Consider the following 25,374-nt stretch of genomic DNA (forward strand, 5'->3'; position numbering starts at 1 on the left):
TGATCTCGCGCGTGACGAAGGTTTTGGCCGAGAGCGGGGCGGAACTCTCCCACGAGGAACTCCTCGACGCCATGTGGCTCGCCGGGAAGCTACCTCGGGACTCCGGGCCCCTGGCGCGCTCCGCCGGCGCGGCCGCTGCGACCTCGGAGCGGCACGGCGAGCCCCACCACGACGGGCCGACTGTGCCAGCAGCCGAGACCGCGGAGCCCGCACCAAAGCCGACCGCTGCGGAGTCTACGAGGAAGCGATCCGCGCGCCCGCTCCTGGCCTCGGCGCAGCCCAGTCTCGACGGCGACGTGCAGGCGCCCGCCGGCCTGTCACCGGCGGTCGCCGTGCGCGCCCCGGACAGCAGTACCCTCGGCGTCGGGCAGCTCCGGCTTGGCAAATCCCTCCGGCCGCTGCGGCAGCGCTTCCCTGAGCGGCGCCAGCAGGAACTCGACGTCACACGGACCGTCGCTGCCATCGCTGACACAGGCGTGCCCGAGACCGTCACCCGTGCGGTGCGCACCCGCTGGCTGTCCCTGGCCCTCGTAGTTGACGACGGCGTCTCCATGGTCCTCTGGCAGCGGCTCGCCGCCGACGTCCGGGCGCTGATGGAACGTGCCGGGGCTTTCCGAGACGTGCGTGTGTACGGACTCGACACGCGCAGCGGCACTCCGTCCCTGCGGACCAGCCCGTACCGTCACCGCGGTCGGCTCTTGACGCCGGAGGCTCTGTGCGACCCGACTGGCAACACCCTGGTCCTAGTCGTCAGCGACGGTGTGGGCGAAGCCTGGCGGGACGGCGGGATGCGCCAGGCGACGGACCGCTGGGGACGTTGCGGTCCCACCGCGATCATCCAGGCACTGCCGTCCCGGCTCTGGGCGAGCACCGGCATCGGCGCACGGCGCTGGCAGGTCACCACCCATCGCCGCGGCGGCCCCACCCGCGCCTGGCACGTCACCGACCCTGACCTGCCGCCGGACCTCGTCCGCTTCGACTCCGTACCCATCCCGGTCCTCGCGCCGACCCCTGCGGCCGTCGCCGACTGGGCGCGGCTCGTCGCCTCACCCGGCAGCACAGCGCTCCTGCCGCTGTGGGACGCCAGCCATCCCGATTCCAACCGGACCGTGGCTGACGCCCGGGACGGCGACGCCGACGAAGCGGTACTCCGCTTCAGGGAGGCCGCGTCCGCCAACGCGTATCGGCTCGCGGCCCACGTGGCGGCCGTCGTCCCCGCCACACCGCCCGTGATGCGCCTGGTGCAGACCGCCCTCGGGCCACCGACAGACATCGGCCACCTCATGGAGGTGTTCCTGGGGGGCTTGATGCACGAGCTCGACGCCGACGGGGCGGATCGTCTGCCGCACCACCGACGGTTCGACTTCACGGACGACGCCCGGCAGGTTCTCCTCAGCGCCGTCTCCCCGAGGGAACTGCTGCGCACCGCCGAGGCCGTGACGCGGCGCATTGAGGCCGCCGTCGGCCGCGCCCCGGTCTTCCCGGCATGGGTCGGGCACCCGGACGGCCCGGCCGCCATCGACGACACCGGGCGCTCCTTCGGCTGGCTTCGCGAGCAGGTGCTAACGCGGCTCGGCATCCCGTCCGCCGATACCGGGCCGGAGCGGCTCCGTGTCCCCGGGGGTGAGACCGAGGATTCCGCCGGGTCCCGGGACGCAGCAGCTGCCTGGGCTGACGAGGCGTACAACGACGCCCCGGGTGAGACCCTGCCAGTCGGCTGGGTGGAGCTCCTGCTGGAGGACCCGGTACGGCTCGGTCGGTTCCGGCTCCGTGCACGCAGTGCCCACGGTTGGCCCCACCTGACGATGTACCTGGCCGAGGACGAGGACGGCACCATCGCCACGGTCCGGGCGCCAGTCATGCTGTATACCCGCGAGCCGGGAACCGCGCTGGACCTCGTCCGGACGGAAGCCGAATGCCTGACGCGCATGCAGGGCACGCACGTCCCCGCACTCCTCGGCGCGGCGGCGAACACCACAGAGGAGCTGCCGTGGGTCGCGGCGAGCTGCGTCCACTGCCGCGCAGACGCCCCGTCCTCACCGCCCGCACCAAACTTGCGCACCGTCCTCGACGAACACGGGGGAACGGTCCCGGAGGAGCTTTTCTTGCGGATCGGGCTGGGCCTGACGCAAGGCGTTGCCCTCGCCCACTCCCGGGGGCTCGTGCACGGCTCGCTCTCGCCCCTGGCCGTTCTCGTGACCGACCGCGACGTCCGGCTGGTCGGCTGGGCGACGGCGACGGTCGACGGAGTCGACAGCGCTCACCGCGACGTGCTGCCCCTCAGCGACACCTACCTGGAGGCGGACGACGGCGGGCGGTCGCTCACGCCGCAGAGCGATGTGTACGCCGTCGGGGCGCTGCTGCTGGCCCTTCTCTCGGGACGGTGGAGCGACCCGAAGGCCGACAACTCGGAACATGGCCCCTTGACCAACTCCGGGATCAGCCCGGCGCTCCTGCGGTCTCTTTGGCGTTGTCTAGAATACGACCCCACCCGCAGACCCTCCGCCGCCGATCTGGCCGAGGCGTTCGCCCTTGGCTCCGGAGGTCCGACGGCCGACCGAGCGTCGGCAGGGGAGTTCCCCGTCGCGGTGCCGGGCGAGAACACCGCGGGGGTAAGCCGACCGCACGGGGAGCCCTTGGCCGTGGTTTCCGAGGAGCCCGGACGGAAGCTAAGCCGTGATCCGGGCATCCCCGCCGACGAGGTGGGAATGTTGGTCGAGGGACGCTACCGGCTGACCCGGCGGCGGCACGTCGGAACGACGTCAACCACTTGGCGGGCGACGGATGAGCTACAGGGCCGGGCGGTCGCTCTCAAGCTCTTCGACGCACCTAGGCCGGGCACGGGGTCCGGAGAAGAGGATTTCCTCGCCGCTGCGGAGCGGCTGGCCGCGCTCGACATTCAGGGAATGGTGCAGGTCAGCGGCTACGGGTTGCACGATGGTCGTCCGTACTTTGTGACGGATGCTGTTGACGGCGAGGACTTGGGGCAACTGCTGAACTTTGCACCTGGCGCTCTGCCCTTAGAAAAGATTAGAGAAATTGGCGGGCAGATCGCGGGGATGCTCGCCGAGCTCCATCGTAACGAGCTGCTTCACCTGGACCTCAGCCCCTCAGCCGTAATGTTGCGCCGTGACGGGCGGGTACTTGTGACCGATCCCGGTCTGTGTGTCCGCCGCCTGCCGCGCATCGACCTGGGTAGGCACATACGGCCCACCCCCAGTCCCTTCCGGCTCCTGCCTCCCTACCGGTCGTACGAGGAGTTCATCGAGAACGTCGCCGTCGACCACCGAAGCGACCTGTACTCACTGGGCTGTCTGCTACACGCCATGGCCACCGGCGCCGCGCCCGCTGTGGCCGTGCTCACCAGACGCGAAGCAGAGGTCCACCGGCGCTCGCATCCCCAACCGGAACTGCCCTCTGGCTTCCCTCCCGAGCTCGAAGCGCTAGTCAGGGACCTTCTAGCGATCAACCCCGAGGATCGGCCGGCCAACGCGGCCGAGGTGCTGGAAAGGCTCACGAGTGCGGGTGCAGACGATGAGGAGCTCATCGCGGCCTACCGTGCAGTGCGGGATGTGGACCTGGCCGGTACACGTATGGGGCGGGTCCTGCGGGATGCCATCGACGAGGTGCTGAACGGTGAGGTGACGGGTCGATACGACTTGAAGCACCTGACCAGGGCAGAGCAGGCGCACCTCGGAAGCCTGGTAAACATTGCGATCCAGCGTGAGTTTGTCTTCGCGGACGGTCATGCGATGGACTTCAGCATCGCCGGCGTCGATGTTGACTGCCGTTTCAGCCTCACATTCGGCGGCTGGACGCTCCCTCACGGGACGCTGGGTCACATCTGCCTTCTAGTCTGGGCTGACGACCATCTGAGCCGGTGGAGTGTCGGCCTGCTCCGCGTCAAAGAGGAGTGGCTCAACACTGGGCGCAACCGGGACCTGAGAGCCACGCTCAAATCCGGGCACCGCGACAAGATTCTCTGGCTCTGGCGGGACGCCGAGCTCTCGGAGAACATCCTGCTGCACATGGCCAGCACCGACCTCGAGGCAGTTTTCGGGAATAGGTCCGGTCAGGGGCGACTCAACGAACTGTTCCGGCGCGCCCAGGGGCGCCGAATCGGACGCAACGCGGTCCGCACCGTGGTTCAGCAGAAGGACTATATGAAGCGCATCCGCGGGAACGGCGGATCCCGCTCAGCACTTCGGGAGGAGGGAATCATCATCATGGGCGACTACGATGCACACCGACACATCGCCCGTCAGCTCGGCCTTCCCGCCCCCCGGGAAGGAGAGTTCGTCAGCGCGCGGGTCGTACCGGCTCTGCCTGGGATCGGCAAGCCTCTCGCGGAGATGGATGGCCGGCTGTGGTCTCTGGCCTCTCCGGAAGACCCTGTGCACCACGCGCCGGCGCTTCCTTCACATTCGGCAGCAAGCAGTGATCATGTGGACGGGCCCCGCCGGAGGTGATGTGGGCCTCATCGCCCTACCGCCGTACAGCCGGGGGCGCACGGCAGTCGTCGCGAAGTCCACGCTGCTGCCGAGGACGACGCTGGTCGTGAGTGACGCCAGCGAGCACGAACGACGGGTGCGCGACCTGCCGGGACCGAGACACGGATCGAACGTGGCTCGATCCGTCCAGTCCAGAACCAATTGGTCTACGGCAGGCAGATACCCATGCTTTCGCCACTGCCCTGGGGACTATTTGGGGACCACACGGTGCTCGCGACCCTGAACAGCACGCGCGGGGACGCACCTTCTGCACCCTGTTTCTGCCCGATGTATGCAGGTAGTTCCCATGGTCCTCACTCCTGGGGTCAAGGGGGTCGCACGTTCAAATCCTGTCGTCCCGACAACGTTTCATGCAGGTCGGATGCAGTGTGCTCAGAAGCGAGAGGACGGCCCGCGACGTTCTCCGTGGCCGGGTGGTCGAAGCGCGATCACTCTCCATCGTGAAAGGCACACATGCCTATAGTGCTTGGTCAAGTTCGTTCGGCGGTGGCGTGTCTTCTTGATCGGTCGTGTCGTTGATCGTGTGTGCTGGGTGGGGAGTTGGCCGCGGTCCGGTGTGATCTGGAGGACTTCGCGGCGGAGATGTTCGAACCGTTCGGGCGGGTGGATCAGCGCCGGTGGGGTGCCGTCTATCTGCGAGGGCTGCTGCTGGAGGGCGGGCGCAAGTCGGTGGAACCGATGGCCGCCCGCCTGGGCGAGGACGGCAACCGGCAGGGGGTCTGTCCAGTCAACGGCTGATCTTGGTTGTTGAGGTTCAGGCAGTGTCACGGGGCACCTTCACCTCGACAGGCCCGACGTCGGTCAACACCGTCTTCGAACGGGTGTCGTTACGGGAGTTGCCGCTGTTCCGGCCTGCTGCGTCGTACTTGTCATAGCCGACGTGATCGGTGATCTCGCCCTCCAGGGCGGACTCGAGCACCCGCTTGGTCAGCTGCTGCAACAGCCCTCCCTCACCGGTCAACTGCAGCCCGTCCGTCCGGGCGCGGTCGACCAGCATCGAGATCAACTGCTCGTCCGACACGGCCTCCGCGGCCGACTCAACGACCGACTCCTCCACGGCCTCGTGCTCGGTGATGCTCTCGCTCATATCAGGCGTCTCCTTGATCATCGGATCCGCCGTCTATTGGACACTCCCGTTCCAGGCCTGGTCACGAGCGGGCTGGCCGTGGTAGCTCCCGCCGGCCCCGTGGTCGACCGGCGCGAAGCACTCCGTGACCGTCTCCGATTCCTCGGCCTCGATGCTGCCCCTCTCCGTATCAGCGGTCTGCGCGTGGTCCTCACCGACCGCTGCAACATGGCCTGCACGTACTGCTTCGTCGATACGAACTCCGGCAAGCCGACATGACGAAGGTGGAACTGGCCGCGGGGCTGGAGTTCCTGTTCGAGCAGAACGCCGGGCAGGATGAGGTGTCCATCCAGTGGTTCGGCGGCGAGCCGACCATCCGCTTCGACGCGCGGAGTGAACCATGGCAGCAACCCGCCGTACGCGCTGCGTGCTCAGAATCCACTTCCACCTGGCCGAACAAGGAGCAGGCGAGGCCGTGTTCGCGCAGCTGCTGACACTGGGCGAGGACATCACCCCGCGCTACCAGCCGCACCCCCAGACATCGTCGACGCCGAACTGACCGGTTAGGTCCAGCTTCAGGATGTGTCTCATTCTGTCCGAACGGCGGGGAGTTGGCGTGTTCAGCCTGGTAGGCTCCGCGCCCTCGATGTGAGTCGGGGGACGCTCATGGACTAATTCTTCACGGCGGCGGACAAGGTTCGCCGCCACCTGCCAGCCGTGCCCGGCATCGACCCGGATGTGGTCGACCTGGTGACGCGGCCCGGTGCGCTGCCGGAGGGGACTCCGTTCTTCCTCGGGCCAGACATGCGCCCCAGAGAGCCGCTGACGTCGTACTTCTTCGATCTGTCGAAGTACGTCGGGGCGGTGAGCCTGCGCGACTACGCGTACGACCTCATGGCGCTCGAGGACTTTCTGGGGCGGGTGCTTGATCCGCCGACCGATCTGCTCTTGGCGACGGAGGAGGATCTGGTCGGCTTCCGCCGCTACCGCACGGCGTTGCAGCCGTCGCCGGCCCCGCGACGTGGAAGCGGAACCACGTCGCTGCCGATCTCCCCAGCCCGATCCTCGCCGACGTGACCGAGACGCACCGCCACACCGCACTCCGCTGGGTCGTCGCCTACGCCCGACGCGACTGGGCCGAGTAACTCGCAGCCCGAGCCGCGGACAAGGCTCACGAACGGCACAAGAAGGGAGACAGCGCATGGTCGGAATAACCCCCTGCCGCCAGGCATGCGCGAGCCGTGAAGTGGTAGTCCCCTCGTCAGCAACGCTTCCAGGAGCCGATTCCCTTGACACAGACGCAGTCCCCGCTGATCCACCTGGTGGCCTCGATCGAGACCAACCCCATGTTCGCGATGTCGCTGGGCGGCAAGGAGCTGTTCGACAGCAACCTGCTGGCTTGGTTCGTTCAACACCATCCGGAAGCGGCCGACGCGCTGCTGCAGACATGGACTGATACTGCAGCGCGGAGCCCAGTCACGGTCGTGCGCGAATGGAAGAACACAGACCTCGTCCTGCGCTCCGACGATTGCATGCTGGTCATCGAGAACAAGGCATTCGCTCTGCCCGATGAGAGCCAGCTGGATCGCTACGCCACCAAGTTGACCAACGACATGGGCGACGCATCCGCTTTGGTTCTGCTGAGCCTGACCGCTCCGACTTGGCCGACACACACGTACACCACTCCCACCGGCCACATGTGGACGTGGCGCAGCTACCTCGATCTTGCAGCCGTGCTGAGGAGTGCACAGCCTGCCGTTACCCGCCGCGACCCCTACGCCGGAGCCACGTTGGAACGCTGGCTGGGTCTGCTCGGCGATCTAGGGGCACTCGTGTCCACTGTCGGCTGCCCCAGCCCGGAAGAACCGCTGATGCTTCCCAAGGAGCAGCGCTCGTTGCTGACTACGGCTCGGCTCGACGCTCCCGTTCAGAAGATGCGGTGTCAGGCAGTGGCCGCCCTGCTACGCGCGCGTGGCGTCGCGGCCGAAGCCAAACTGACGAACGGCACGGGACTCGTGGAGTGGTTCACGCCGGGCCCGGGGCTGCGGCTGGGATGGCAACTCCAGGGCGAACAGTTCAGGCTGGCCGCCATTGTGCCCCAAGAGCACCCGGGGTTTGGACGAAACGCCGCGGCCCGCCTAGCCCGTCAGGATGCAGCACACGAGTACCTCCGTTTCTTCCGCTTCGACGCTCTACCGACCTCGGAGCCCGTCCGGCCGGCTGACGGTGGGTGGCTGAGGTTCGACCCGAGCTTTGTCTATCGCTACGTGCCGATGTCCGGCGTGACCATGGATCAGATAGTGACGGCCGGTACTGAACTCACCCGCCAGGCCCAGCTCGCCTTGGCGGCTGCCTGACACCTTCTGGATCCATGTTCCCCCGAGGAGCAAGGAAGCCGCAGGGGAGAATAGTGCACGGTCGGAATAACCCTCTCCCGCCAGTAGTCCAAGAGCTCCAGCGCGGTGCGCTCGCCGAACACTTCGGCACACCAGCGGTCCGGTCCCTGAAGCACAAGGGCGAGGCGGCGCCCGCCGAGAGGCTGTGGTGGATCACCGAGCCTGTCGCCCAGGCGATCGCCGTGCTGGAGGCGCTCTCCTGGCACCCCACCCACCTGTTCGCCATCGCCTGCCTTCCCCCACGCCACACCGGCCGGCAGCCCGCGGGCCGACGGGGAATCCGCGCGGAGGAGCGCCTCGACTTCTTCATCGCCCACGTCAACGCCCACCGCCACAACACCGGCCTCACGGAGATCCCGCCCGATACGGCCCATCGGGGTGAGCGGAAGTGAGCGGCGGCGGCCGACTCACTCAACCTGTCACCGGATCTGGTGAAGGGTGACAATAGCCTTCCGGCACTCGAACCGGGGCGAGGGACCCGTACATTAGCCGCGCGTGAGACGCGGGTCGAGGGATCCCTCCGCGTTGCTCGTGTGGGCGTAGGGGCGCAGAGTTGTAAGTGTGGGTCGAAGCACCGGTTGGCGTCTGTCGATCACCCGCCACGTCCTCGCCGACGGCCCGCGTGCCGCTGGAGCCATGGTTGGTCTGTTCGCCTGGCCCATGGGATGGGAGATGGGCGACCCCTGACGGGGGTTGGGATGACCTCGGAATCGAAGTTGCGGCCTGCGCCTCTCACTCTCGCGCTCCTCGTCGCCGCGGGCCTTGGCCTGGTAGCGGTTCAGCTTCTTGGGCGGAGTCTGCAGGAGGGCAGTGCTGCTCTCCTTGCCCTCGGGACTGATGGCCGCCGCCACAGGGGTCGCGGCCAGCGGTTATGCGGTGTATCAGGGCGGGTTGGCGCCTCGGCCCAACGACCTTCGGGCCTCCGGAAGGGCGTGATCTTCGGAGTACTTGCGGATTTCTCGGAGGTCGGCCTCGTCTGGCTCGCAGTCGTCTTCGCTGTCGACGGCCGACCAGGACCGGCGTGGCTCGCGGGAGGGTTGGCGCTGGTGGTCCTGGTGATCTGGACAGCCCTGGTCATCCGGGACAACAGGATGAACGCTCAAGAGAGAGTCGTCGTCGTGGTCGGGGTCGCTCTGTCAAGCGCCGCCTTCGGCTGGCTGTTTGTCCGCCTGGCCGGAAATGACCAGCCCCTGCCGCCGGGCTCACGGCCGGGCCAGCGACCCTCGCCGTGATCACGCTCACCTACCGCTTGCGCAGTGAGGACGACCTGGACGGATTGCCCGACTGGGGGCTCACCTTGCTCTTCACGGCAGGTCTGGGCGCGGCCGCGGCCGTCCTCGCTGTTGACGGTCGTTCCGTCTCAGCTCCTGGCCAAGGTCACCGCCGCCTGCCCCGAGATAACTCAACTGGCCACCAATGTCCGGGACTTCGACTCACTCCTTACGCCGCACGCCGGCAACGCCGACGCGCTTGTGAGCTGGATCGCCCAGGTCCGAGCGGCCGACCTGCCCCAGCTGCATGCCTTTACCCGGGGCCTGGACCGGGACATCGACGCCGTGATCGCCGGACTCACGCTTCCGTACAGCAACGGCCCCACCGAGGGCGTCAACACCAAGACCAAACGGATCGCGCGCCAGATGCACGGGCGAGCCGGCTTCACGCTCCTCCGGCATCGCATCCTCCTCGGATGACAGCGCTCTCCGTCACCACCGGAAGTGAGACAGGGCCGTTTAATTGACACTCCCCACCCCCCGCGCTCTCGGAGGCATGGGGGCGATGTGTGGGAAGTGTGTGGAGGCTCTTATGCTCTGGGGCGTTCAGGTAGGCCGTAGCTCCTCCTGGCTGGTGGGCGCTCGTGAAGCCCCGGTACATGTCTCAGGCGGAGGTTTCAGCGTGCTCGACCATGATGTCCCAGCGATAGCCGCGCGGCGGGCGCAGGCGGGACACCGAAGGCGGCCCCCAAGCGCGTCTGGGCCGGCTCGTTCGGGGCGGGTGTTCGCCTTGGACGGACTGCGGCTGATGGCGGCGTTGTCGGTGTTGGCGTACCACTACACGGCGCGGGTCGGCAGCTGGCCCAAGAAGCCCGAGGCGGTCTTCCCTGCGGTGTTCCCGGTCACGGCTTACGGCTGGCTCGGGGTGCATCTGTTCTTCCTGATCAGCGGCTTTGTGATCTGTATGAGCTGCTGGGGTAAGCCGCTGCGGGACTTCTTCGTCTCACGCGTGGTGCGCCTGTATCCGGCGTACTGGTTCGGGGTGCTTGCCACCACGGTGACTCTGGCGGTGTTCCCGAAGGGGAACCGACACCTGCCGTGGACCGATGTCCTCACCAACCTGACCATGCTGCAGGAGCCGCTCGGGGTGCCGTCGGCGGACGGGGCGTACTGGTCGCTCTTCGCCGAACTCCGCTTCTACCTGCTGTTCGCGGTGGTCGCCTGGTGGGGGCTGACCTACCGCAGGGTGCTGGCCTTCTGCTGCCTGTGGGCGACCGCCAGCATGCTGTTCGCCAAGGCCGGGCCGGGGCCGCTGCGGCTGTTGGTGATGCCCGAGTACAGCTGGTACTTCATCGCGGGCATCGCCTTCTACCTGATGTACCACTTCCGCCCGAACCTGATGCTCACTGGCATCGTGCTGCTCTGCTTCGGAGCGGGCCTGCCCGCCACCCTGAAGATGTGGCGCAGCACCGAGGCCTACGTCGGCCGCCTCGTACCCGCCTGGCCCGTCGTCCTCATCCTCGCGGCGTCCTTCGCGCTGCTCGCCCTCGTCGCGACGGGACGGTTGTCGTGGGTTCGGTGGCGCTGGCTGACCTATGCGGGCGCTGTCACCTACCCGCTCTACCTCATGCACCAGATGATCGGCTGGGAACTCTTCCATACCTTCTCGCCCGGCGTCCCGACCTACCCACTCCTCGCTCTGGTCACCACAGGCCTGGTTCTGCTGGCGTGGCTGGTGCACCGGTTCGTCGAGCGTCCCCTCAGCCGGAGGCTGAAGCAGGGGCTCGCGCAGGTCTGAATTTGATGCACCGTCGCAAGGCCCGGGCTCGGCCTCGCTTCGACGGGTGCGGCGGTCTTTCGCAGGACTTGATCCTCTTACGCCGATGGCCTCGTGCGGAGCAGGTGCTCCGCACGAGGCCATCGGCTTTAGCTGGGCTGGTTAGTTGTAGGGGCGGATGACGTTGGCTTCGTTGAGGTTCCAGCCGGTGGGGGTGGTCCAGCTGCCGACGCCGGCGTTGAAGGTGCCGCTGTTGTCGGTCTTGGCTGTGAAGGTGAACATGCGGACGCTGCCGTCGGGATAGCCGTAGAGGGAGGCGAGGTCGTCGCGGCCGTCGCCGTCGAAGTCTCCGGTGACGAGCTTGCTCCGGTTCACGTCCCACCATCCGGCGGGCATGTTCAGCGCGGGTATGGGTTTGGCGAATTCGCCGGTGTGGCTGCCGCTGGCGATCATGGTGTGGAGGCCGTCGTGGCCGTCGGCGTAGTCGTACCAGGCGACCACGTCGTCGATGCCGTCGCCGTTGAAGTCGCCGGCCTGGATGGTGGTGCGGTTCCAGTCGCCCCAGCCGGTGGCGGTGTCGCCCCAGGACTGGATGCTGGCCTGGAAGGCGCCGGTGGGCGTGGCGGCGAAGGTGTGCATCTTCACCGAGCCATCCGGATACCCGTACAGGGCAGCGATGTCGTCACGCCCGTCACCGTTGAAGTCACCGGTGACCAGCTTGCTCTTGTTGATGTCCCAGTTGCCAGCGTTCATGTAGTACGAGTCGAAGGGCGGATTGAAGCCGCCACGCACGTCGGCGGTGAAGGTGAACAGCCGGTCGCTGCCGTCGGCATAGGAGTACCAGGCGGCCAGGTCATCTCGCCCGTCTCCGTTGAAGTCACCCGACTCCAGCTTGAGGTCGTTGGCCCACCAGCCACTCGGGCTCGACCACGACTCGATGAGCGGGGTCTGGTAGGTGCCGTCGGGCTTGCTGAGCGCGGTGAACAGCTTCACCTATGCCGTCGCCGTTGAAGTCGCCGGCCTGGATGGTGGTGCGGTTCCAGTCGCCCCAGCCGGTGGCGGTGTCGCCCCAGGACTGGATGCTGGCCTGGAAGGCGCCGGTGGGCGTGGCGGCGAAGGTGTGCATCTTCACCGAGCCATCCGGATACCCGTACAGGGCAGCGATGTCGTCACGCCCGTCACCGTTGAAGTCACCGGTGACCAGCTTGCTCTTGTTGATGTCCCAGTTGCCAGCGTTCATGTAGTACGAGTCGAAGGGCGGATTGAAGCCGCCACGCACGTCGGCGGTGAAGGTGAACAGCCGGTCGCTGCCGTCGGCATAGGAGTACCAGGCGGCCAGGTCATCTCGCCCGTCTCCGTTGAAGTCACCCGACTCCAGCTTGAGGTCGTTGGCCCACCAGCCACTCGGGCTCGACCACGACTCGATGAGCGGGGTCTGGTAGGTGCCGTCGGGCTTGCTGAGCGCGGTGAACAGCTTCACCTTGCCGCCGCCGTAGTCGTACAGGAACGCCACGTCGCCGCGGCCGTCGCCGTTGTAGTCGCCGGTCGCGAACCGCGCCTTGGTGGCGTCGAAGTACCCGTTGGGGAAGACGGCACCCTCGAACGGGGCCTTGAACGTGCCGTCCGAGTTGGTGAGCAGGGCGTGGAGGGCATCGTGGCCGTCGGCGTAGTTGTACCAGTCGGCGACGTCACTGCGCCCGTCGCCGTTGTAATCGTGCCGGATGGCGGTACCGCTGGACCACAGCGCCTGGCCCTTGGCGTTGTAGATGACGAGGTTGCCACGGTCCTGGAGCATGGCGTAGCCATCGGACAGGTGTTCCGGCTTTAGTGCTTGGTCAAGTTCGTTCGGCGGTGGCGTGTCTTCTTGATCGGTCGTGTCGTTGATCGTGTGTGCTGGGTGGGGAGTTGGCCGCGGTCCGGTGTGATCTGGAGGACTTCGCGGCGGAGATGTTCGAACCGTTCGGGCGGGTGGATCAGCGCCGGTGGGGTGCCGTCTACCTGCGAGGGCTGCTGCTGGAGGGCGGGCGCAAGTCGGTGGAACCGATGGCCGCCCGCCTGGGCGAGGACGGCAACCGGCAGGCGCTGGCCCACTTCATCACGTCCAGCCCGTGGGACGCGGCGCACGTGCGGGCCCGGCTCGCGTGGCGGATGCAGCCGGTCGTCAGACCGACGGTGCTGGTCATCGACGACACCGGGTTCCTCAAGGACGGGGACGCGTCCGCGTGTGTGTCTCGGCAGTACACGGGGACGGCGGGCAAGGTCACCAACTGCCAGGCGGGAGTGTCGCTGCACCTGGCGTCCGACAACGCGTCGGCGGCGGTGAACTGGCGTCTGTTCCTGCCCGAGAGCTGGGATCCGGCGTCGCCGAAGGCCAATGCGGCCAAGGTGGCCCGGCGTGGCAGGTGCGGTATCCCGGCCGGAGTGGGGCATGTCGAAAAGTGGCAGCTGGCCCTCGACATGGTCGACGAGACGCGGTCCTGGGGTCTTGATGTCCCCCTGGTCATCGCGGACGGCGGCTATGGGGATACCGCCGCCTTCCGCCTCGGCCTGGAGGGCCGCGGGCTCGACTACGTGGTGGGCATCTCGACCACGACCACCGCGCAGCCTGGGGACGCACAGCTGTGCATCCCGGCCTGTTCCGGCCGGGGCCGACGAGCGGGGCCGGCCTACCCAGAAGCGGCGAAGACGGTGAAGAGTCTGGTCCTTGCGGCGGGGAAACGGGCTGCGCGGCCGGTGCAGTGGCGCGAGGGCTCGCGGCCCGGGACCGGCCGCAGCGGGCACAAACGTATGTACTCCCGCTTCGTGGCCCTGCGGATCCGGCCCGCCGGACGTGAGATCCGCAAAGCCACGGCCGGGGGCGAGTTTGCCGGTGCGCTGGCTGCTGGCCGAATGGCCGGCCGACCAGGACGAACCAGTGCAGTTCTGGCTGTCCAACCTGCCCGAGACCACCCCACTGGCCACCCTCGTCCGCACCGCGAAGCTCCGCTGGCGCATCGAGAACGACTACCGCGAGATGAAACAGGCCCTGGGCCTGGCCCACTTCGAGGGCCGCACCTGGCCCGGCTGGCACCACCACGTCACCCTCGTCTCCGTCGCCCACGCCTTCTGCACCCTCCAGCGACTGACCCGGTCCCCAAAAGAGACGGCGTCGGCCTGAGCCTCTACCGAGTCGTCCGCGAACTGCAGTTACTCCTCGCAGCCTGGACCGGCGCCTGCCCCACCTGTCACCGCAACATCCCCGACCCCGCACCAACCTGACCAAGCACTACTAGTCGCTTGGTTGGTGCTCCACAGGGACGTTGAGTCATCACCCGGCTTGTTGACGGTGATGTTGCCGTCGCTCTGGATGAGGGCGGTGGCTCCTGCGTTTCCGCTGGTGTTGGTGGACCAGATCACCTTGTTGGCGTTGGAGGTGATGGTGAGGTTTCCGTCGGCCTGCATGGTCAGCTTGGCCGAATTGGAGGTGATCGACTGTCCTGAGGTGAGGCGGGTGCCGGGAGTGATGCGCCGGCCGCCTACAGAGCCGTCGATGGTGAACGGCTGACTGAACCGGTGAAGTCATTGCCGGTGGCCTGGCCGGGCCATCCGGTTACGGTGTTGTCCGCCTTCCGGCCCCACAGGTCGGCGATGCCGTCACCGGGATTGCTTCCCTTCGCGTTCCCGTCTCCGTCGAAGTCGCCGGAGGATCCGATGACGGGGTAGTCGCTCTTCTTGAGGGTGAGCCCAGTAAGTTTGGTGCGGTGTGAGGCGATACCCCAGGTGGCCGCGTTGAGAACGCCATTGGGATCGTCTTCGCCGTAGGCGCGATAGAGGTCGCCGGTGTCGTCCTTGCGCATGAGTAGATCGGGCAGGCCGTCCTTGTTGAGGTCGCCGGGGCTGACGAGGGTGAACTGGTCCCAGTCGGTGCCACCCACCAGCACAGGGTGGCTGCGGCCGTGCGTCAGCAGGTCTGATCGGTCGCCGAAGTAAAGCCAAAGCTGATTGCCTTCCTTGACGAGGACATCGGGCTTGCTGTCACTGTTGAAGTCGCCGGTGAGGATCTGGTCGGCATCCGACCAGTGGTCATCGGTGACTCCCTTGCAGAGGCCCGATGTTGTGGGCGTCGGGCACGTGACCTTGAGGTCGAAGGAGCTGTACCCGTCCCGATTGATGAGACCTCGGCCGCTGTTGGGATAGACCCGCAGAACGTTTCGCTGAGCGACATCGCTGTGCTCGAGCGAGATTAGGTCATTCTTGCCGTCCTGCCCCCAGCCGCCGCTGGCTGCGACTTGCTGGCCTGGGAAGGCGCCGCCGCCCATTCGGCGGCTATTGCGCAGAGGGAAACGTCTGTTTCGCTCTGGGGGGAGACGCCTCTAGAATAGAGTTCACCAAGGCCTACCAGGTCAAGGGATCTTCCGATCAATTGAAACTGGGGCATAATCCGGTGTGCGTCAGGTGTCAAGAAGACTACGCCCCCTTCCGCTCGTTCTTCGAAGAAGGCACCAAGATGCAAGAGGGCGGACAGATGGCCGACTAAATGAAGATCCCCACGTACGCGGGGCTGCTGGCACATATTGCGAGCAGCCCCGCATCAGCCACTATTCACAGGAGTCGAATATGCCTAACGACCGATTGATTCGATCGGTGATTTCCGCGAGCGGAATCTCGCAGATCCGGTGCGAGTGTGGTCGCTGGGCAGACCACGCTGTGGAAGAATTTCTCAACATGCTGGGACAGGATCCAGATAGCCTCCTGCGGAAGAACTGGATGGAGGGACACGTACTCATTAGTGCATTCTTCATGCCATCCGCGCCCGCGGTAGCCAAGATCATGATGGCCGCTCTAGCTGGCGAACACGACACACTACGGCGCGAGATCCTGCTGGACTCCATCCTGGGTCTTTCGGATAGCGATTCTCCGGAGTATCTTCAGGAATGCCAGAGCATTATTTCCCGTGGCGTCTGGATCTTCATCGAAGAGGCCTCTTCCGGCCGTTCCCGAGCCTGCGCTTCTTACGCTTTCGAGATTCTTCAGTGCCTCGAAGAGAGCGAGTGGGTGCAGATGCTGCAAAATGATTACAGCGACGATATTCCCATGCGCAGCTAAAATCGCCGCCGCTAGGGAAGCATTAGATCCCAGACAGATTCTACCGATGCGTACTCATTCCACAGGTGCTTATACCGTGGGGGGGGCTCGCATAGCCGAGCGGAGCCAACCCCGGGGCAGACAACCCTCGGCCGGGAGAGGCCGAAGGCCCCCGCCTTGAAGCGGGGGCCTTCTTCCATGCCGAGGTCCAGCACCTCCCTACACCCTCAGGGCTTCGGCGTTGTCGCGTGACGCCCTGCCCAGGAACCGACCTGCGCGCGAGCGACATCGAACGCGCCGCGTCCTCAGCTCTCGACGCGCTGCGCCAGCTCGGCTACCTCCCCGACCTGCCTCAACCACCCGGCATCACTGGGCCGTTCGAATTGGTCACCTTCTGGATGCCGCCCGCACCGGGCAACCAGTGCGTCCCCATGATCCTGCGCGCCCGCCCCCGGGATCCCGCCCACCGCACAGCTCATGCCCACCCGCGCCAGCAGCTACGAACCCGAAATCCCCTTCACCCAGCTGCCCGAGGCCCTCACTGCCCAACGTGGCCGCATCAACGCCTACCGTGATCGCCCCGCGCTCGTCGACTTCCTCCGCCAGGCGCTCGCCCCGGATACCACCACCGACCGGATCTTCCTCGCCCGGTCCGCCGCCCTGCGCCAGCGCGACATCTGGCCCTGGCTCCAGGACACCTACCTCACCCCCGCAGCGGTCCATGCACCCCGCACCCGCCTGGGCCATCTCGAAACCGCCCCCGCCCCGCGCAAGCCCAAAGACCTGCCCGGCCTGCGCATCATCCGGCTGCGCGAGGCAGCCGACCGAAACGCCGTCGCCCACCTGTTCGGTGTCCCCTTCGACGAAGAGACCCAGCAACGCACCCCCGGCAACGGACGCTTCAGCGGACTCGTCCAGCTCAGCGACACCGTCTTCTACGGGCTCAACCCGCGCCCGGACCAGAACCAGACCCCGCTCAAGATCACCAAACTCGACCCCTCACAGCCCCAGAACGCCACCTGGTCCGTACACAACCCTCGCCCCCTGGAGATCGTCACGGCATTCCTTCAAGACGGAGACGACCCGGCCGAACTCGCCATGTACGTACAGGTCCTGAGGCGCTCCGTCCTGCATGCCGCCAACGACACGGTCTGGCCGTGGCTCATTCACTGCGCCGACCTCATGACCGAGTACCTCGTCTAGCGCCTCCGCAGACCGATCACCGCGGCCGTTCGCTTCACAGGCAAGACGCAGGCAGCGGTGCCACGCCACCGACCCTTCCATCACGCGTCAATGAACACGCATCGCAGTCTCGGCCGCTGAGCGGCCGGGACTGCCGGACAGCGCCTACACGTTGGATGCCACCTTCATGAGGGTAAGGCGTCGGCAGTTGAGCCCGCTCAATGTCCCCTATCGGCTGATGGTGATCAATCGATAGATCTCACGGGCGACGTACCGCTTCAAGCAGCGGATGATCTCGCGCCGGGTCTTGCCCTCCGCCACACGTCGCTCGTAGTACGCCTGGGTACGCGAATCCCAGCGCAGCCGAGTGAGCACAATGCGGTGCAGGGCAGCATTCGCCTGCCGGTTTCCGCCGCGGTTTAGCCGACGGTGCTGCCGGCTGCCCGACGAATATTCGACAGGGCTTGCCCCGCACAACGCCGCGAACGAAGCCTCGCCTCGCATGCGCTCGCTGTTGTCACCCAGGGCCGTCAACAACACCGCCGCACTGTGAGGGCCGACTCCAACAGAGTCCAGGAGGCGGGGGTAGTGCGCCCCGATCAAGTTCGCCAGGCGCTGCTCCAACACTCGCGCTTGTACACCGAGCTGCTCGATGCGCTCGGCCAGCACCCGCACCGTGAACCTCGTCGCCCGCACCACCGGATCCGTTTCTTCACCGCCTTCGGGCAACTGCAGGCAAGCGAGGATCAGCCCGCGGCGCGAAAGGCTCCTCAACTCGTCCCGGAGGGCTGGGTCGGCCGTGACCAAGAGGGCCTTGAGCTGGTTCACGGCCTGCCGTTTGGCACTCACCGCGGAATCCTTCGCCATCAGGTACAAGCGGGCAATCTCGACCCGGCCGCTCCCAGACTTCACCGGGGACTGCGCACGGCCACTGAGTACAGAGCGGGCAGCAGTCACTGCATCGCCCTCGTCCGACTTGCTCCGTCGGCGCCTAGTGTCTCGTGATCCCGTTTGTGTCACTTGGAGTTGTTTGCGACGAGCTTCTTGATGCTGGTCTGGACGAGTCGGACCTTCGTGAGGATCTCGTCGGTGGTTGCGGTCCAAGTGAAGGGTTTGGCCTCGGAGTTCCAGGAGTCGATGTAGTCGCGGATCTGCTTGATCAGGACGTTCACGCTGGAGAATGTGCCGCGGCGGATCGACTGGCGGGTCAGGATTCCGAACCAGGTCTCGATCTGGTTGATCCAGGAAGAGCCGACGGGGGTGAAGTGGAAGTGGACGTGCTGATTGTTGGTCAGCCATGCCTTCACCTCCGGCGTGGTGTGCGTGGAGAGGTTGTCCAGGACGACATGAATCTCCTTGTCCGCATGCGGTTTCACCACCTTCTTGAGGAAGGCCAGGAAGTTCACGGCGTTCCGGCTCGGCCTGCACTCGCCGGTCACTTCGCCCGTGGCGACGTTGAGTGCGGCGAACAGGTTCGTGGTGCCGTGCCGGACATAGTCGTGGGTGCGCTTCTCGGTGGCTGCGAAGGTCACCGGCAGCACCGGCTGGGTCCGGTCCAGCGCCTGGATCTGCGTCTTCTCATCCACCGAGAGCACCACCGCGCCACCGGGCGGAGCCAGGTAGAGGCCGACGACATCAGCGACCTTGTCCGCGAACGCGGGATCCTTCGAAATCTTGAAGGTGCCCTTGCGATGCGGTTTGAGGTTCTCCTCGCGCCAGACCTTTGCGATGTAGTGCCAGGACACGGTGACGTTCTCGGTCCGCTTCAGATACTTCGCCAACTCCCGCGTCGACCAATGCGAAAGACCGGTGCCGACCGGCGGCGTCATGCGCGTCAATGCGATCACCCGCGCCCGGACCCGCGTCGGCACCTGCTCGCGCGCCCCGCCCGGACAGTCGCCCTCCAGGCCGGCGAGCCCGCGCTCGGCGTAACGGGTCCTCCAGCGATCCACGGTCGGCAATGACACCCCGAGCAGTTCGGCAATGTCCTTGCGCCGGCGCCCCTCACCGGACCACAGCACGATCCGGGCCCGGGTGGCCACATCGGCGGGCACGTCCCGACTGTTCGCCAACTCCCGCAACTCGGCGGCCTGTTCCACGGAAAGCTCCATGCCAGGAGCAACGAGCCACACAAGATCAAGTAATGCCGACGGAATCACGAGACACTAGCTGCACGGCCAGGTCCGGGAGCCTCCACGACCGCAATGCCTACAGAGAGCAGAAATCGAGACAGCGCCGCTCCGTAGTTGCCCGAGCTTTCCACCCCGGCCCGCCGCACCGCACCGTGACCCCGGGCCCACTCGGCGAGGTCTCGATAGCCAATCGCTGTGGTCGGGAAGCGTTCAACTGCCAAGACCTGCCCCACCGTCGACACCACAGCCGCCACGTGGACATCACGATGCGAGTCGACCCCGAGCACCACCTCATCCGCACGCACAGAGGGGTACACCGCCGGGTGGAAATTTCGCGAACCAATCGTTCATCCACCTCCCACGGCAGCCAATCCTCAGCCTCACCGCCGGCCCGGAGAGCGGTCACAAGTGACACGGTGCAGAAAACGCCCGCATTGCAATGCTCTAGACACGCTCGCCCGGTCCAGCGTCTGAGCACACTGCCTCGCCCCGCGTCGACACAGGATGGTTAGGACACGTCGGTCAGAGAAGTCAAGAGCCAGTCCACGGTGCAGCAGCAGTGTCGGACGTCATGCTGTTCAACGGCGGGACGCTCTATTCCTTCGTGCCACCACGCGCCGCAGCGGACACGTCAGCGCATTCCAATGCGCCCCGCGTGAACGCCGGCTGAGCCCCGATTGTCAGAACCTCCCCGTAGCGTTGTGAGTCCTACTCGTGGCAGCTGTGGGGAGCACCCATGGACGACGACCTCCAGATCGACAGCGACGAAGAGCTCTTCCGTAACCCCGTCTACTACGAACCGGCCGGCCGCAACCTCGACTTGGACCGCCCCGACCTCGGTGTCCCGCAAGGCGAAGACCTCCTGAAGGTGCTCCTGCGCATGCGAGGACGCGTCCCCGTCGAAAAGCGCGGACTGATCTGCCCCGACTGCCGGGACATTCGCGGCCGACGTGTCGCCATGTACCTCGTCCAGCGTGACGGCGTATGGCTCGCCTCCCACTACCGCAAACCCGGAGACAAGCCCATCAGCCACGAGTCCGACGAGCACCTCGCGCGCAAGGAACGCGTTGCGAAGGATTCCGAAGATCACGGCTTCCACGCCGATATCGAGTCGCAGACCGCCGACGGACACGCCCGCCTCGACGTACGCATCAATGGCGCCAACGGCATCGTCCTGGGCTACGAGCCTCAGCTGAGCGCCCAGACAGCCCGCGGAATGCGTGCACGGGAGGGGTTCCGGCGCCGCAGCGGTGTTCAGTCGGTCTGGGACTTCGCCGACCCTGACCACGCAGGCATCGGCACCGTCCCGTACGTCCGCACACCCAATCTGCCGGCCTCCGTCATCCGTGTACAGAAGAACCCCATCGCGGTCCAAGACGGCAACTTCGTCCTGGAGGAAGGCCAGTGCAGCCAAAACGGCGCGCTCACCCGGTGTCCTGAGAAACCCTACGACCCGGAGAACCCCACCGATACCGGGTACTGCGGGGGCTGGCACCGCGTCCTCATGCCCGCCCATCAGTCGGGCACCTTCACCGGCGAAGGTGGCCTGACCCTCACTCGTTTCATCGTGGAAGCGGCGGCCGGTGAGCGGATCCCGTTCCAACGGAGCGGTCACCACGGTTGGCTCCCCGCACAGCAGTGGCAGCAATACATCGAGGCGAACGGGACCACCCTGGACTCCAAGGAGCTCCAGCCATCCATACGACGAAGAGACCGTCGCGACAGGTGCACCGAGGACCGGCCCGCCTCCGAAGCACGGGCTGAACCGAAGCAAAGACGCGGCAGCCGCTCGATCATCCTCGAGTCCCGCCCCCGGGAAACCGAGGCCGTCAGGGTTCCACGCGACGCGATGGGCCAAGTGATCCCGCTCTGCCGCTTCGGCTGCGGCCAACCCGCAAGCCTTCCAGGACCAGAAGGACTGCCCGAGCACTTCTCGTGCCGCAGGAAGAATGAGGCGTGATCGACAGCAAACGACTGACTGAGCAACGTACGTCAGCGCGTGCCAGATGATGGCGAACGTCGAACCATGCCAGATCCCGCCGCTCATCGATCATTGGCGCTAAGGATCACGTCATCTCGGCCCCACAACGAAGACCCCCGTCGATACAGCCGACGGGGGTCAATGTCAGTCACAGCAATCACAGCCGTGTCACCAACACCGTTGACGCGCCCGGACAGCAAGATCCCAACTCGGTCAAACACTCCCAACCTGGACCACATGGACGCCACAAGACGCCTTCGCCCACCTGTGCCATGTTGTCGCGAGGGAGGGGCCCAGAACCAGAACTGGAGCGTCTTCTGGCCCGTCAACGCGGTATTGCAAGGTATTCGCAGTCGTCTCACTCACCCGACCACGCTCCCACGTCTCACATTTCTCTCACGACAGGGGTCGGGAGACCGGTCAGACCGCTCCAGGCATCCGCCGCCGAGCGGAGGTCTTCCACGTCCGGCTTCACGTACCAGCGCTTCGTCATCCTGACGTCAGCGTGCCCCGCCCAGCGGGCGAGAAGGTGGTCAGGAACCCCACGGTTCGCCAGGTAGGTGAAGCAACTCGCGCGGGCGTCGTACAAACGAACCCGCCGCAGCGCGTTACCGGCCATGACCTTGTACGCCTGCTCGCGCAACTGCCGCACGTCGAGCGGTGCCCCGAACTCGTCCACCAGCACATACCCGCTGGTCTCATATACCCGCCCCGCCGCCAGCTTCTCCGCCGCCTGAGCGGCCTTGAAGCCCCTCAGGGCTTCTCAATGACGGGATCAGGCAGCGGAAGGCTCCGCTCGCCGGCGAGCGACTTCGCGTCCTTCTCCACCACGATCTTGTTCCCCATCAATGTGCGGGTGTTGGCAACGACCAGGGTGGCTTGGTCCAGATCCAGATCGGCCCAACGCATGCCGCACACCTCTGCCGGGCGCAGACCCATCAACGACAGGAGGAAAGGGGCGTACAGCCGGTGGCCCTTCACGGCGAGCACGAAGGCATGGACCTCCGCGACACCCCAGGTGGCACCTCGGCCTTGGCCTGGCGCTCGGCCTTACGCACCTTCCGGGGGATAGTAATTTCCTGGGCGACATTCACCGCGACCAGGCGCCGTGTCACGGCCCGGTTGAGTGCCTCCTTCAGCCGCGTGAGGGACATCTCCACCGAGGTGACCCCCAGCCCAGGCCCGGCCTTCGTAGCGCGTACCCGGCCCTCACGAAGCGCCCACAGCATCCACGCCTCGACATCGTCCTCGGTGAGCTCTTGAAGCCGAATGTGCCCAAGCCTGCCCCGGACACGGTCCAGGGTCACCCTGTAGGCGGAGATCGTTGACTCTTCCAGGTCCTCCGCCTTCTTCGCGAGCCACTGATCGAGCCACTCGTTCACGGTCATCTTGTGGCGTGGCACCAGCGCCCCTTCGTGACGCCGCACCGTGATACGCGCATACTCGGCCTTCGCCTCCCTGAGCGTCCCGAAGGTACGGGTCAACTGCTTGCGCTTCCCCGTGGCCGGATGGGTCCCGACGTCGACCACAAATCGGTACCGGATCTGCCCCTTCGCGTTCGGCGGCAGCTTCTTGATCGGATCAGACAGGATCACTCACTCTCCTTGGGGGCGTGGAAACTCCACATCAGCGAAAGCATCCGCTGTATTTCAGCGAGCGCCGCGATCACCAGGGCAGCAGACAACGCTGTCCTCCCCGTCCGGGGTTTACGGCGCTGTCCGCTTCGTCCACCACGGCTCCGCTGCCAAGCACAGCCGAGTGCGAACACCCTCAATAGTCGGGACGATCCCCGGTTTCGGTAACCGGGGATCGTCTGCTATGTAGCGCCTCGCAAGGCGAGAGCTCGTCCGTCACGGCTACACCGACTGCCCTCGGGGGCCACCCTGTCGAACCGAGGTCAGGGGCACTCGACGAGCGACAATGATCACCGGCGAGCTGGTCGGAAGTGCAGGTCCTCGACACATTCCAGAACACCGACAATGCGGGCGACAGTCCGCGTTGCCGCTCCGCAATGCAACGCTCAACCTCACCCACGCGTGTACTTCAGCGCGGTTGCACTGCTACGCGCTCAGCGATCCGACCGTGATCGTCTCGCGACTGCCGACACTTTCGTGAAGCGCGGCTGTCTCCCTCCTGCGCACCGATGGGGCTGGGCTCCCAACAACAGCAACTTGACGGGGCTGATCGGTGGACTCCTCGCCCATCATGGAGGGGTTGGGCCGCCAAACGACGTCGCACGCCAGTAGCGCTCGTACGGCTGGGGTACGGCTGGCGCTCGCGGGGGTGGTGCAAGGTGATCGGCAAATGGGTGCCGGGGTTCGGTGTCAGGTCGCTACGGTCGCCTTGTGGGGTGTCGTTCAGCCTTCGGATGCCATGGCTGCCGTGGCCGCGGCCAGGATGCGGTGCAGGACGGGGACTGGGATGGCCGGGTCGGTGACTGCAGTGGCTGCCGTGTCGCGGTTGTGCAGCAGCCCGGCCAGGACGCGGGCCGGCAGCCGCGGACTGCGTATCGCGGTCCCGCGGACGTAGGCCGCCGGGTCGTTCAGCAGGCGCGCTGCGTCGGCCGGTGACAGCCGGGGGTCCTCGGCCGCGCGGCCACGCACCTCGGCCTCAGGGTCGCGGGCCAGGCGCGCGACGTCGGCCGGGGTGGACTCCGGATCGTCCAGAGCCAGGCGGCGCATCCGCCCGCTGCGGTCGTCGGCGTAGCGCAGCAAGCCCGTGCAGGGGAAGTTGGGGTGGCTGCGGGGGCGGTGGGGGTGGCTGAGGCTGCCGTTCCACCAGCGCCAGACCTCCAGCAGCAGGTCGGCCGGCGCGTCGTCGCATGATTCGGCGAGGAACAGGCGGACCACCCGTCCTGCTCCCGCGCCAGACACTCCACGACGTCCGGTGGGAGATGTTGGGCGCGGGCCACGCTGCGGCGGATGAGCGGATGGGACGACGCGGCCAGGCGGCGCATCGCGTCGGGGTCGCCGTGCAGGTCCGCGACCCAGGGCAGGGTGTGCGACGCCAACGTCGGGTCGAAGTCGTAGCGCACTGCAGCTCGTTGCTCCTCGGTGAGGTCGGGGCGGAGCGCCACCGTGGAGCGGATGTCGCCCAGTGAGCCTCCGCCAACCTGAAGAAGCAGGTCAGAGGTCTGGTGTGACTGGTCCTCGGCATACTCCGGCTGGTCGTGGGTGGCAGTCTGCGGCGTAGATCGTCTGTCAGCGGTTGACTTCGAGGTTCGTCAACACGAGCAGCGCCCTCAGGAGGTGGGTGGCACGGGCAGGATCGGTACGGAGTTTGGTGAGGACCCGCCAGTTCTTCAGGTGGGCGAATCCGTGTTCGACCGGTGCGCGTCCCGTGGCGAGGACCTGATTGGCGTCCTTCTGGCCGGAAGTGAGCTTGTGGGTGCGGCTGGCCATGAAGCCGGTGACGATCACAGGGTCGAGCACGTCGTTGTCCAGTCCGCGGAATCCGAGGTCCGCGAGGGCACCGAGGCCGGCGGCTCGCAGGTGGGCCACGACGTGGTCGTGGCGGGCGGCGGTGATGTCGTGAGTGCGGCCGGGGCGGGCGGCGGATATCCAGATCAGGCGGCCTCCCTCGTCGGTCAGGGCGAGGAAGTGCAGGCCGTGGTTACGGTGTTTGCCGGAGTAGTTCCGCCGGTCTGCCTTGCCGGTGCGACGCTGGGTGCGGATGAGGGTGCCGTCGATCAGGACAACCTCCCCACCCCGATTAACGACCTTCTTCAGGGCGCGGTCCAGTCGTGGGGCCTGCGCTGCGAGCAGGGTGATCAGTTCGTCGCGCCAGCGGCGGACGGTGGACTCGGACACGTCGTTGCCGCCAGCCATGTCGGCCAAACGCTGGTCGTGCCGCAGCACGGCCAAGACGATCACCGCGATCCTTCCGGGCGGCAGGATCCGCCACCTGGACCGGATCACCTTCAGATGGCGTCGTAGTAGCCCGGCGAGGAGGCTGACGGTGCGCGTGGACAGCGGTAGACGACACTGGTAAGTGAGTGCGCAGGATTTGTCGGCAGGCTCTTCGGTTTTCGTCACACAGCCTCAACGGCATCCGG

General features: G+C 66.5%; 22 protein-coding genes and 4 pseudogenes. 13 read left to right on the plus strand and 13 right to left on the minus strand.

Annotated elements, in window-relative coordinates:
* Positions 1–11: 11 nt before the first annotated feature.
* Both OG522_RS08215 and OG522_RS08220 read left to right on the plus strand, forming a co-directional pair.
* On the plus strand, positions 12–4,469 hold the full coding sequence (locus OG522_RS08215; protein ID WP_329462276.1) for a NaeI family type II restriction endonuclease: 4,458 nt from the start codon (positions 12–14) through the stop codon (positions 4,467–4,469).
* Between the two features lie 624 nt (positions 4,470–5,093).
* Positions 5,094–5,231, plus strand: a pseudogene (locus OG522_RS08220) (transposase); the annotation flags it as partial.
* Positions 5,232–5,274: 43 nt separating this feature from the next.
* Here OG522_RS08220 and OG522_RS08225 read toward each other — a convergent pair.
* A pseudogene (locus OG522_RS08225) lies at positions 5,275–5,598 on the minus strand (transposase); the annotation flags it as partial.
* 379 nt (positions 5,599–5,977) lie between these two features.
* Here OG522_RS08225 and OG522_RS08230 point away from each other — a divergent pair.
* The 6 genes and pseudogenes from OG522_RS08230 to OG522_RS08255 all read left to right on the plus strand — a co-directional run bounded on the left by OG522_RS08230 (position 5,978) and on the right by OG522_RS08255 (position 10,982).
* A complete protein-coding gene (locus tag OG522_RS08230; RefSeq protein WP_329462277.1) occupies positions 5,978–6,136 on the plus strand; it encodes a hypothetical protein in 159 nt (52 codons plus the stop codon).
* Positions 6,137–6,294: 158 nt separating this feature from the next.
* On the plus strand, positions 6,295–6,654 hold the full coding sequence (locus tag OG522_RS08235; protein ID WP_329462278.1) for a hypothetical protein: 360 nt from the start codon (positions 6,295–6,297) through the stop codon (positions 6,652–6,654).
* A 212-nt stretch (positions 6,655–6,866) separates the two neighbouring features.
* Positions 6,867–7,934, plus strand: a complete 1,068-nt coding sequence (locus tag OG522_RS08240) for a PD-(D/E)XK nuclease family protein (RefSeq protein WP_329462279.1) — start codon at positions 6,867–6,869, stop codon at positions 7,932–7,934.
* 53 nt (positions 7,935–7,987) lie between these two features.
* A complete protein-coding gene (locus OG522_RS08245; protein ID WP_329462280.1) occupies positions 7,988–8,365 on the plus strand; it encodes a hypothetical protein in 378 nt (125 codons plus the stop codon).
* A 972-nt stretch (positions 8,366–9,337) separates the two neighbouring features.
* Positions 9,338–9,664: pseudogene (locus tag OG522_RS08250) on the plus strand (transposase); the annotation flags it as partial.
* A 301-nt stretch (positions 9,665–9,965) separates the two neighbouring features.
* Entirely contained in the window at positions 9,966–10,982 is a 1,017-nt protein-coding gene (locus OG522_RS08255; RefSeq protein ID WP_443074674.1) for an acyltransferase family protein, read from the plus strand.
* 141 nt (positions 10,983–11,123) lie between these two features.
* Here the strand turns inward: OG522_RS08255 and OG522_RS08260 are convergent, their stop codons facing one another.
* On the minus strand, positions 11,124–11,954 hold the full coding sequence (locus tag OG522_RS08260; protein WP_329462282.1) for an FG-GAP repeat domain-containing protein: 831 nt from the start codon (positions 11,952–11,954) through the stop codon (positions 11,124–11,126).
* Positions 11,839–12,756: an FG-GAP-like repeat-containing protein gene (locus tag OG522_RS08265; protein WP_329462283.1), complete on the minus strand. Its 918-nt coding sequence runs from the start codon at positions 12,754–12,756 to the stop codon at positions 11,839–11,841. The genes OG522_RS08260 and OG522_RS08265 overlap by 116 nt, the downstream gene beginning before the upstream one ends.
* A gap of 152 nt (positions 12,757–12,908) precedes the next feature.
* Between OG522_RS08265 and OG522_RS08270 the strand changes: the two are divergent.
* A pseudogene (locus OG522_RS08270) lies at positions 12,909–13,841 on the plus strand (IS701 family transposase); the annotation flags it as partial.
* 34 nt (positions 13,842–13,875) lie between these two features.
* On the plus strand, positions 13,876–14,118 hold the full coding sequence (locus OG522_RS41235) for a transposase (RefSeq protein WP_443074823.1): 243 nt from the start codon (positions 13,876–13,878) through the stop codon (positions 14,116–14,118).
* 29 nt (positions 14,119–14,147) lie between these two features.
* Here OG522_RS41235 and OG522_RS41240 read toward each other — a convergent pair whose 3' ends face one another.
* Together OG522_RS41240 and OG522_RS08275 are read right to left on the minus strand one after the other, a co-directional pair.
* Positions 14,148–14,492 (minus strand): bulb-type lectin domain-containing protein, encoded by a 345-nt coding sequence (locus OG522_RS41240; RefSeq protein ID WP_443074824.1) that lies wholly within the window; start codon positions 14,490–14,492, stop codon positions 14,148–14,150.
* Complete coding sequence (locus tag OG522_RS08275) at positions 14,477–15,259, minus strand: FG-GAP repeat domain-containing protein (protein WP_329462284.1); 783 nt, start codon at positions 15,257–15,259, stop codon at positions 14,477–14,479. Before OG522_RS08275 ends, OG522_RS41240 begins: the two co-directional genes overlap by 16 nt.
* A gap of 298 nt (positions 15,260–15,557) precedes the next feature.
* Between OG522_RS08275 and OG522_RS08280 the strand changes: the two genes are divergently transcribed.
* Both OG522_RS08280 and OG522_RS08285 read left to right on the plus strand, forming a co-directional pair.
* The gene (locus OG522_RS08280) at positions 15,558–16,046 is read left to right on the plus strand and encodes a hypothetical protein (protein WP_329462285.1); all 489 of its coding nucleotides are present in this window, start codon (positions 15,558–15,560) and stop codon (positions 16,044–16,046) included.
* Between the two features lie 456 nt (positions 16,047–16,502).
* A complete protein-coding gene (locus OG522_RS08285; RefSeq protein WP_329462286.1) occupies positions 16,503–17,228 on the plus strand; it encodes an RNaseH domain-containing protein in 726 nt (241 codons plus the stop codon).
* Between the two features lie 207 nt (positions 17,229–17,435).
* On the opposite strand, the gene OG522_RS08290 is transcribed toward OG522_RS08285, so the two are convergent.
* The 3 genes from OG522_RS08290 to OG522_RS08300 all read right to left on the minus strand — a co-directional run bounded on the left by OG522_RS08290 (position 17,436) and on the right by OG522_RS08300 (position 19,656).
* Entirely contained in the window at positions 17,436–18,074 is a 639-nt protein-coding gene (locus OG522_RS08290; RefSeq protein ID WP_329467516.1) for a transposase, read from the minus strand.
* 149 nt (positions 18,075–18,223) lie between these two features.
* Complete coding sequence (locus OG522_RS08295) at positions 18,224–19,318, minus strand: IS630 family transposase (RefSeq protein ID WP_329460845.1); 1,095 nt, start codon at positions 19,316–19,318, stop codon at positions 18,224–18,226.
* 44 nt (positions 19,319–19,362) lie between these two features.
* Complete coding sequence (locus OG522_RS08300) at positions 19,363–19,656, minus strand: IS110 family transposase (RefSeq protein ID WP_329462287.1); 294 nt, start codon at positions 19,654–19,656, stop codon at positions 19,363–19,365.
* A 419-nt stretch (positions 19,657–20,075) separates the two neighbouring features.
* Between OG522_RS08300 and OG522_RS08305 the strand changes: the two genes are divergently transcribed.
* On the plus strand, positions 20,076–21,299 hold the full coding sequence (locus tag OG522_RS08305; protein ID WP_329462288.1) for a hypothetical protein: 1,224 nt from the start codon (positions 20,076–20,078) through the stop codon (positions 21,297–21,299).
* A 406-nt stretch (positions 21,300–21,705) separates the two neighbouring features.
* On the opposite strand, the gene OG522_RS08310 is transcribed toward OG522_RS08305, so the two are convergent.
* The 5 genes from OG522_RS08310 to OG522_RS08330 form a co-directional block, all read right to left on the minus strand.
* The gene (locus OG522_RS08310; protein ID WP_329462289.1) at positions 21,706–22,005 is read right to left on the minus strand and encodes a tyrosine-type recombinase/integrase; all 300 of its coding nucleotides are present in this window, start codon (positions 22,003–22,005) and stop codon (positions 21,706–21,708) included.
* 68 nt (positions 22,006–22,073) lie between these two features.
* On the minus strand, positions 22,074–22,310 hold the full coding sequence (locus OG522_RS08315; protein WP_329462290.1) for a hypothetical protein: 237 nt from the start codon (positions 22,308–22,310) through the stop codon (positions 22,074–22,076).
* Positions 22,298–22,915 (minus strand): Arm DNA-binding domain-containing protein, encoded by a 618-nt coding sequence (locus tag OG522_RS08320; protein ID WP_329462291.1) that lies wholly within the window; start codon positions 22,913–22,915, stop codon positions 22,298–22,300. The genes OG522_RS08315 and OG522_RS08320 overlap by 13 nt, the downstream gene beginning before the upstream one ends.
* Before the next feature lie 762 nt (positions 22,916–23,677).
* Positions 23,678–24,169, minus strand: coding sequence for a hypothetical protein (locus tag OG522_RS08325; protein ID WP_329462292.1), 492 nt, complete (start codon positions 24,167–24,169; stop codon positions 23,678–23,680).
* Between the two features lie 351 nt (positions 24,170–24,520).
* The gene (locus tag OG522_RS08330) at positions 24,521–25,354 is read right to left on the minus strand and encodes a transposase family protein (RefSeq protein WP_329462293.1); all 834 of its coding nucleotides are present in this window, start codon (positions 25,352–25,354) and stop codon (positions 24,521–24,523) included.
* Between the last annotated feature and the right edge of the window lie 20 nt (positions 25,355–25,374).

Source organism: Streptomyces sp. NBC_01431, from assembly GCF_036231355.1.
Classification (GTDB): Bacteria; Actinomycetota; Actinomycetes; order Streptomycetales; family Streptomycetaceae; genus Streptomyces.

What these genes read in the sequence shown, in the direction of transcription:
- OG522_RS08265 (WP_329462283.1), bottom strand. Translation starts at nt 12,756, where the DNA reads ATGCTCCAGGACCGTGGCAACCTCGTCATCTACAACGCCAAGGGCCAG.
- OG522_RS08280 (WP_329462285.1), top strand. Translation starts at nt 15,558, where the DNA reads ATGCCTAACGACCGATTGATTCGATCGGTGATTTCCGCGAGCGGAATC.
- OG522_RS08275 (WP_329462284.1), bottom strand. Translation starts at nt 15,259, where the DNA reads ATGGGCGGCGGCGCCTTCCCAGGCCAGCAAGTCGCAGCCAGCGGCGGC.
- OG522_RS08295 (WP_329460845.1), bottom strand. Translation starts at nt 19,318, where the DNA reads ATGGAGCTTTCCGTGGAACAGGCCGCCGAGTTGCGGGAGTTGGCGAAC.
- OG522_RS08285 (WP_329462286.1), top strand. Translation starts at nt 16,503, where the DNA reads ATGCCCACCCGCGCCAGCAGCTACGAACCCGAAATCCCCTTCACCCAG.
- OG522_RS08230 (WP_329462277.1), top strand. Translation starts at nt 5,978, where the DNA reads ATGGCAGCAACCCGCCGTACGCGCTGCGTGCTCAGAATCCACTTCCAC.
- OG522_RS08305 (WP_329462288.1), top strand. Translation starts at nt 20,076, where the DNA reads ATGGACGACGACCTCCAGATCGACAGCGACGAAGAGCTCTTCCGTAAC.
- OG522_RS08290 (WP_329467516.1), bottom strand. Translation starts at nt 18,074, where the DNA reads ATGGCGAAGGATTCCGCGGTGAGTGCCAAACGGCAGGCCGTGAACCAG.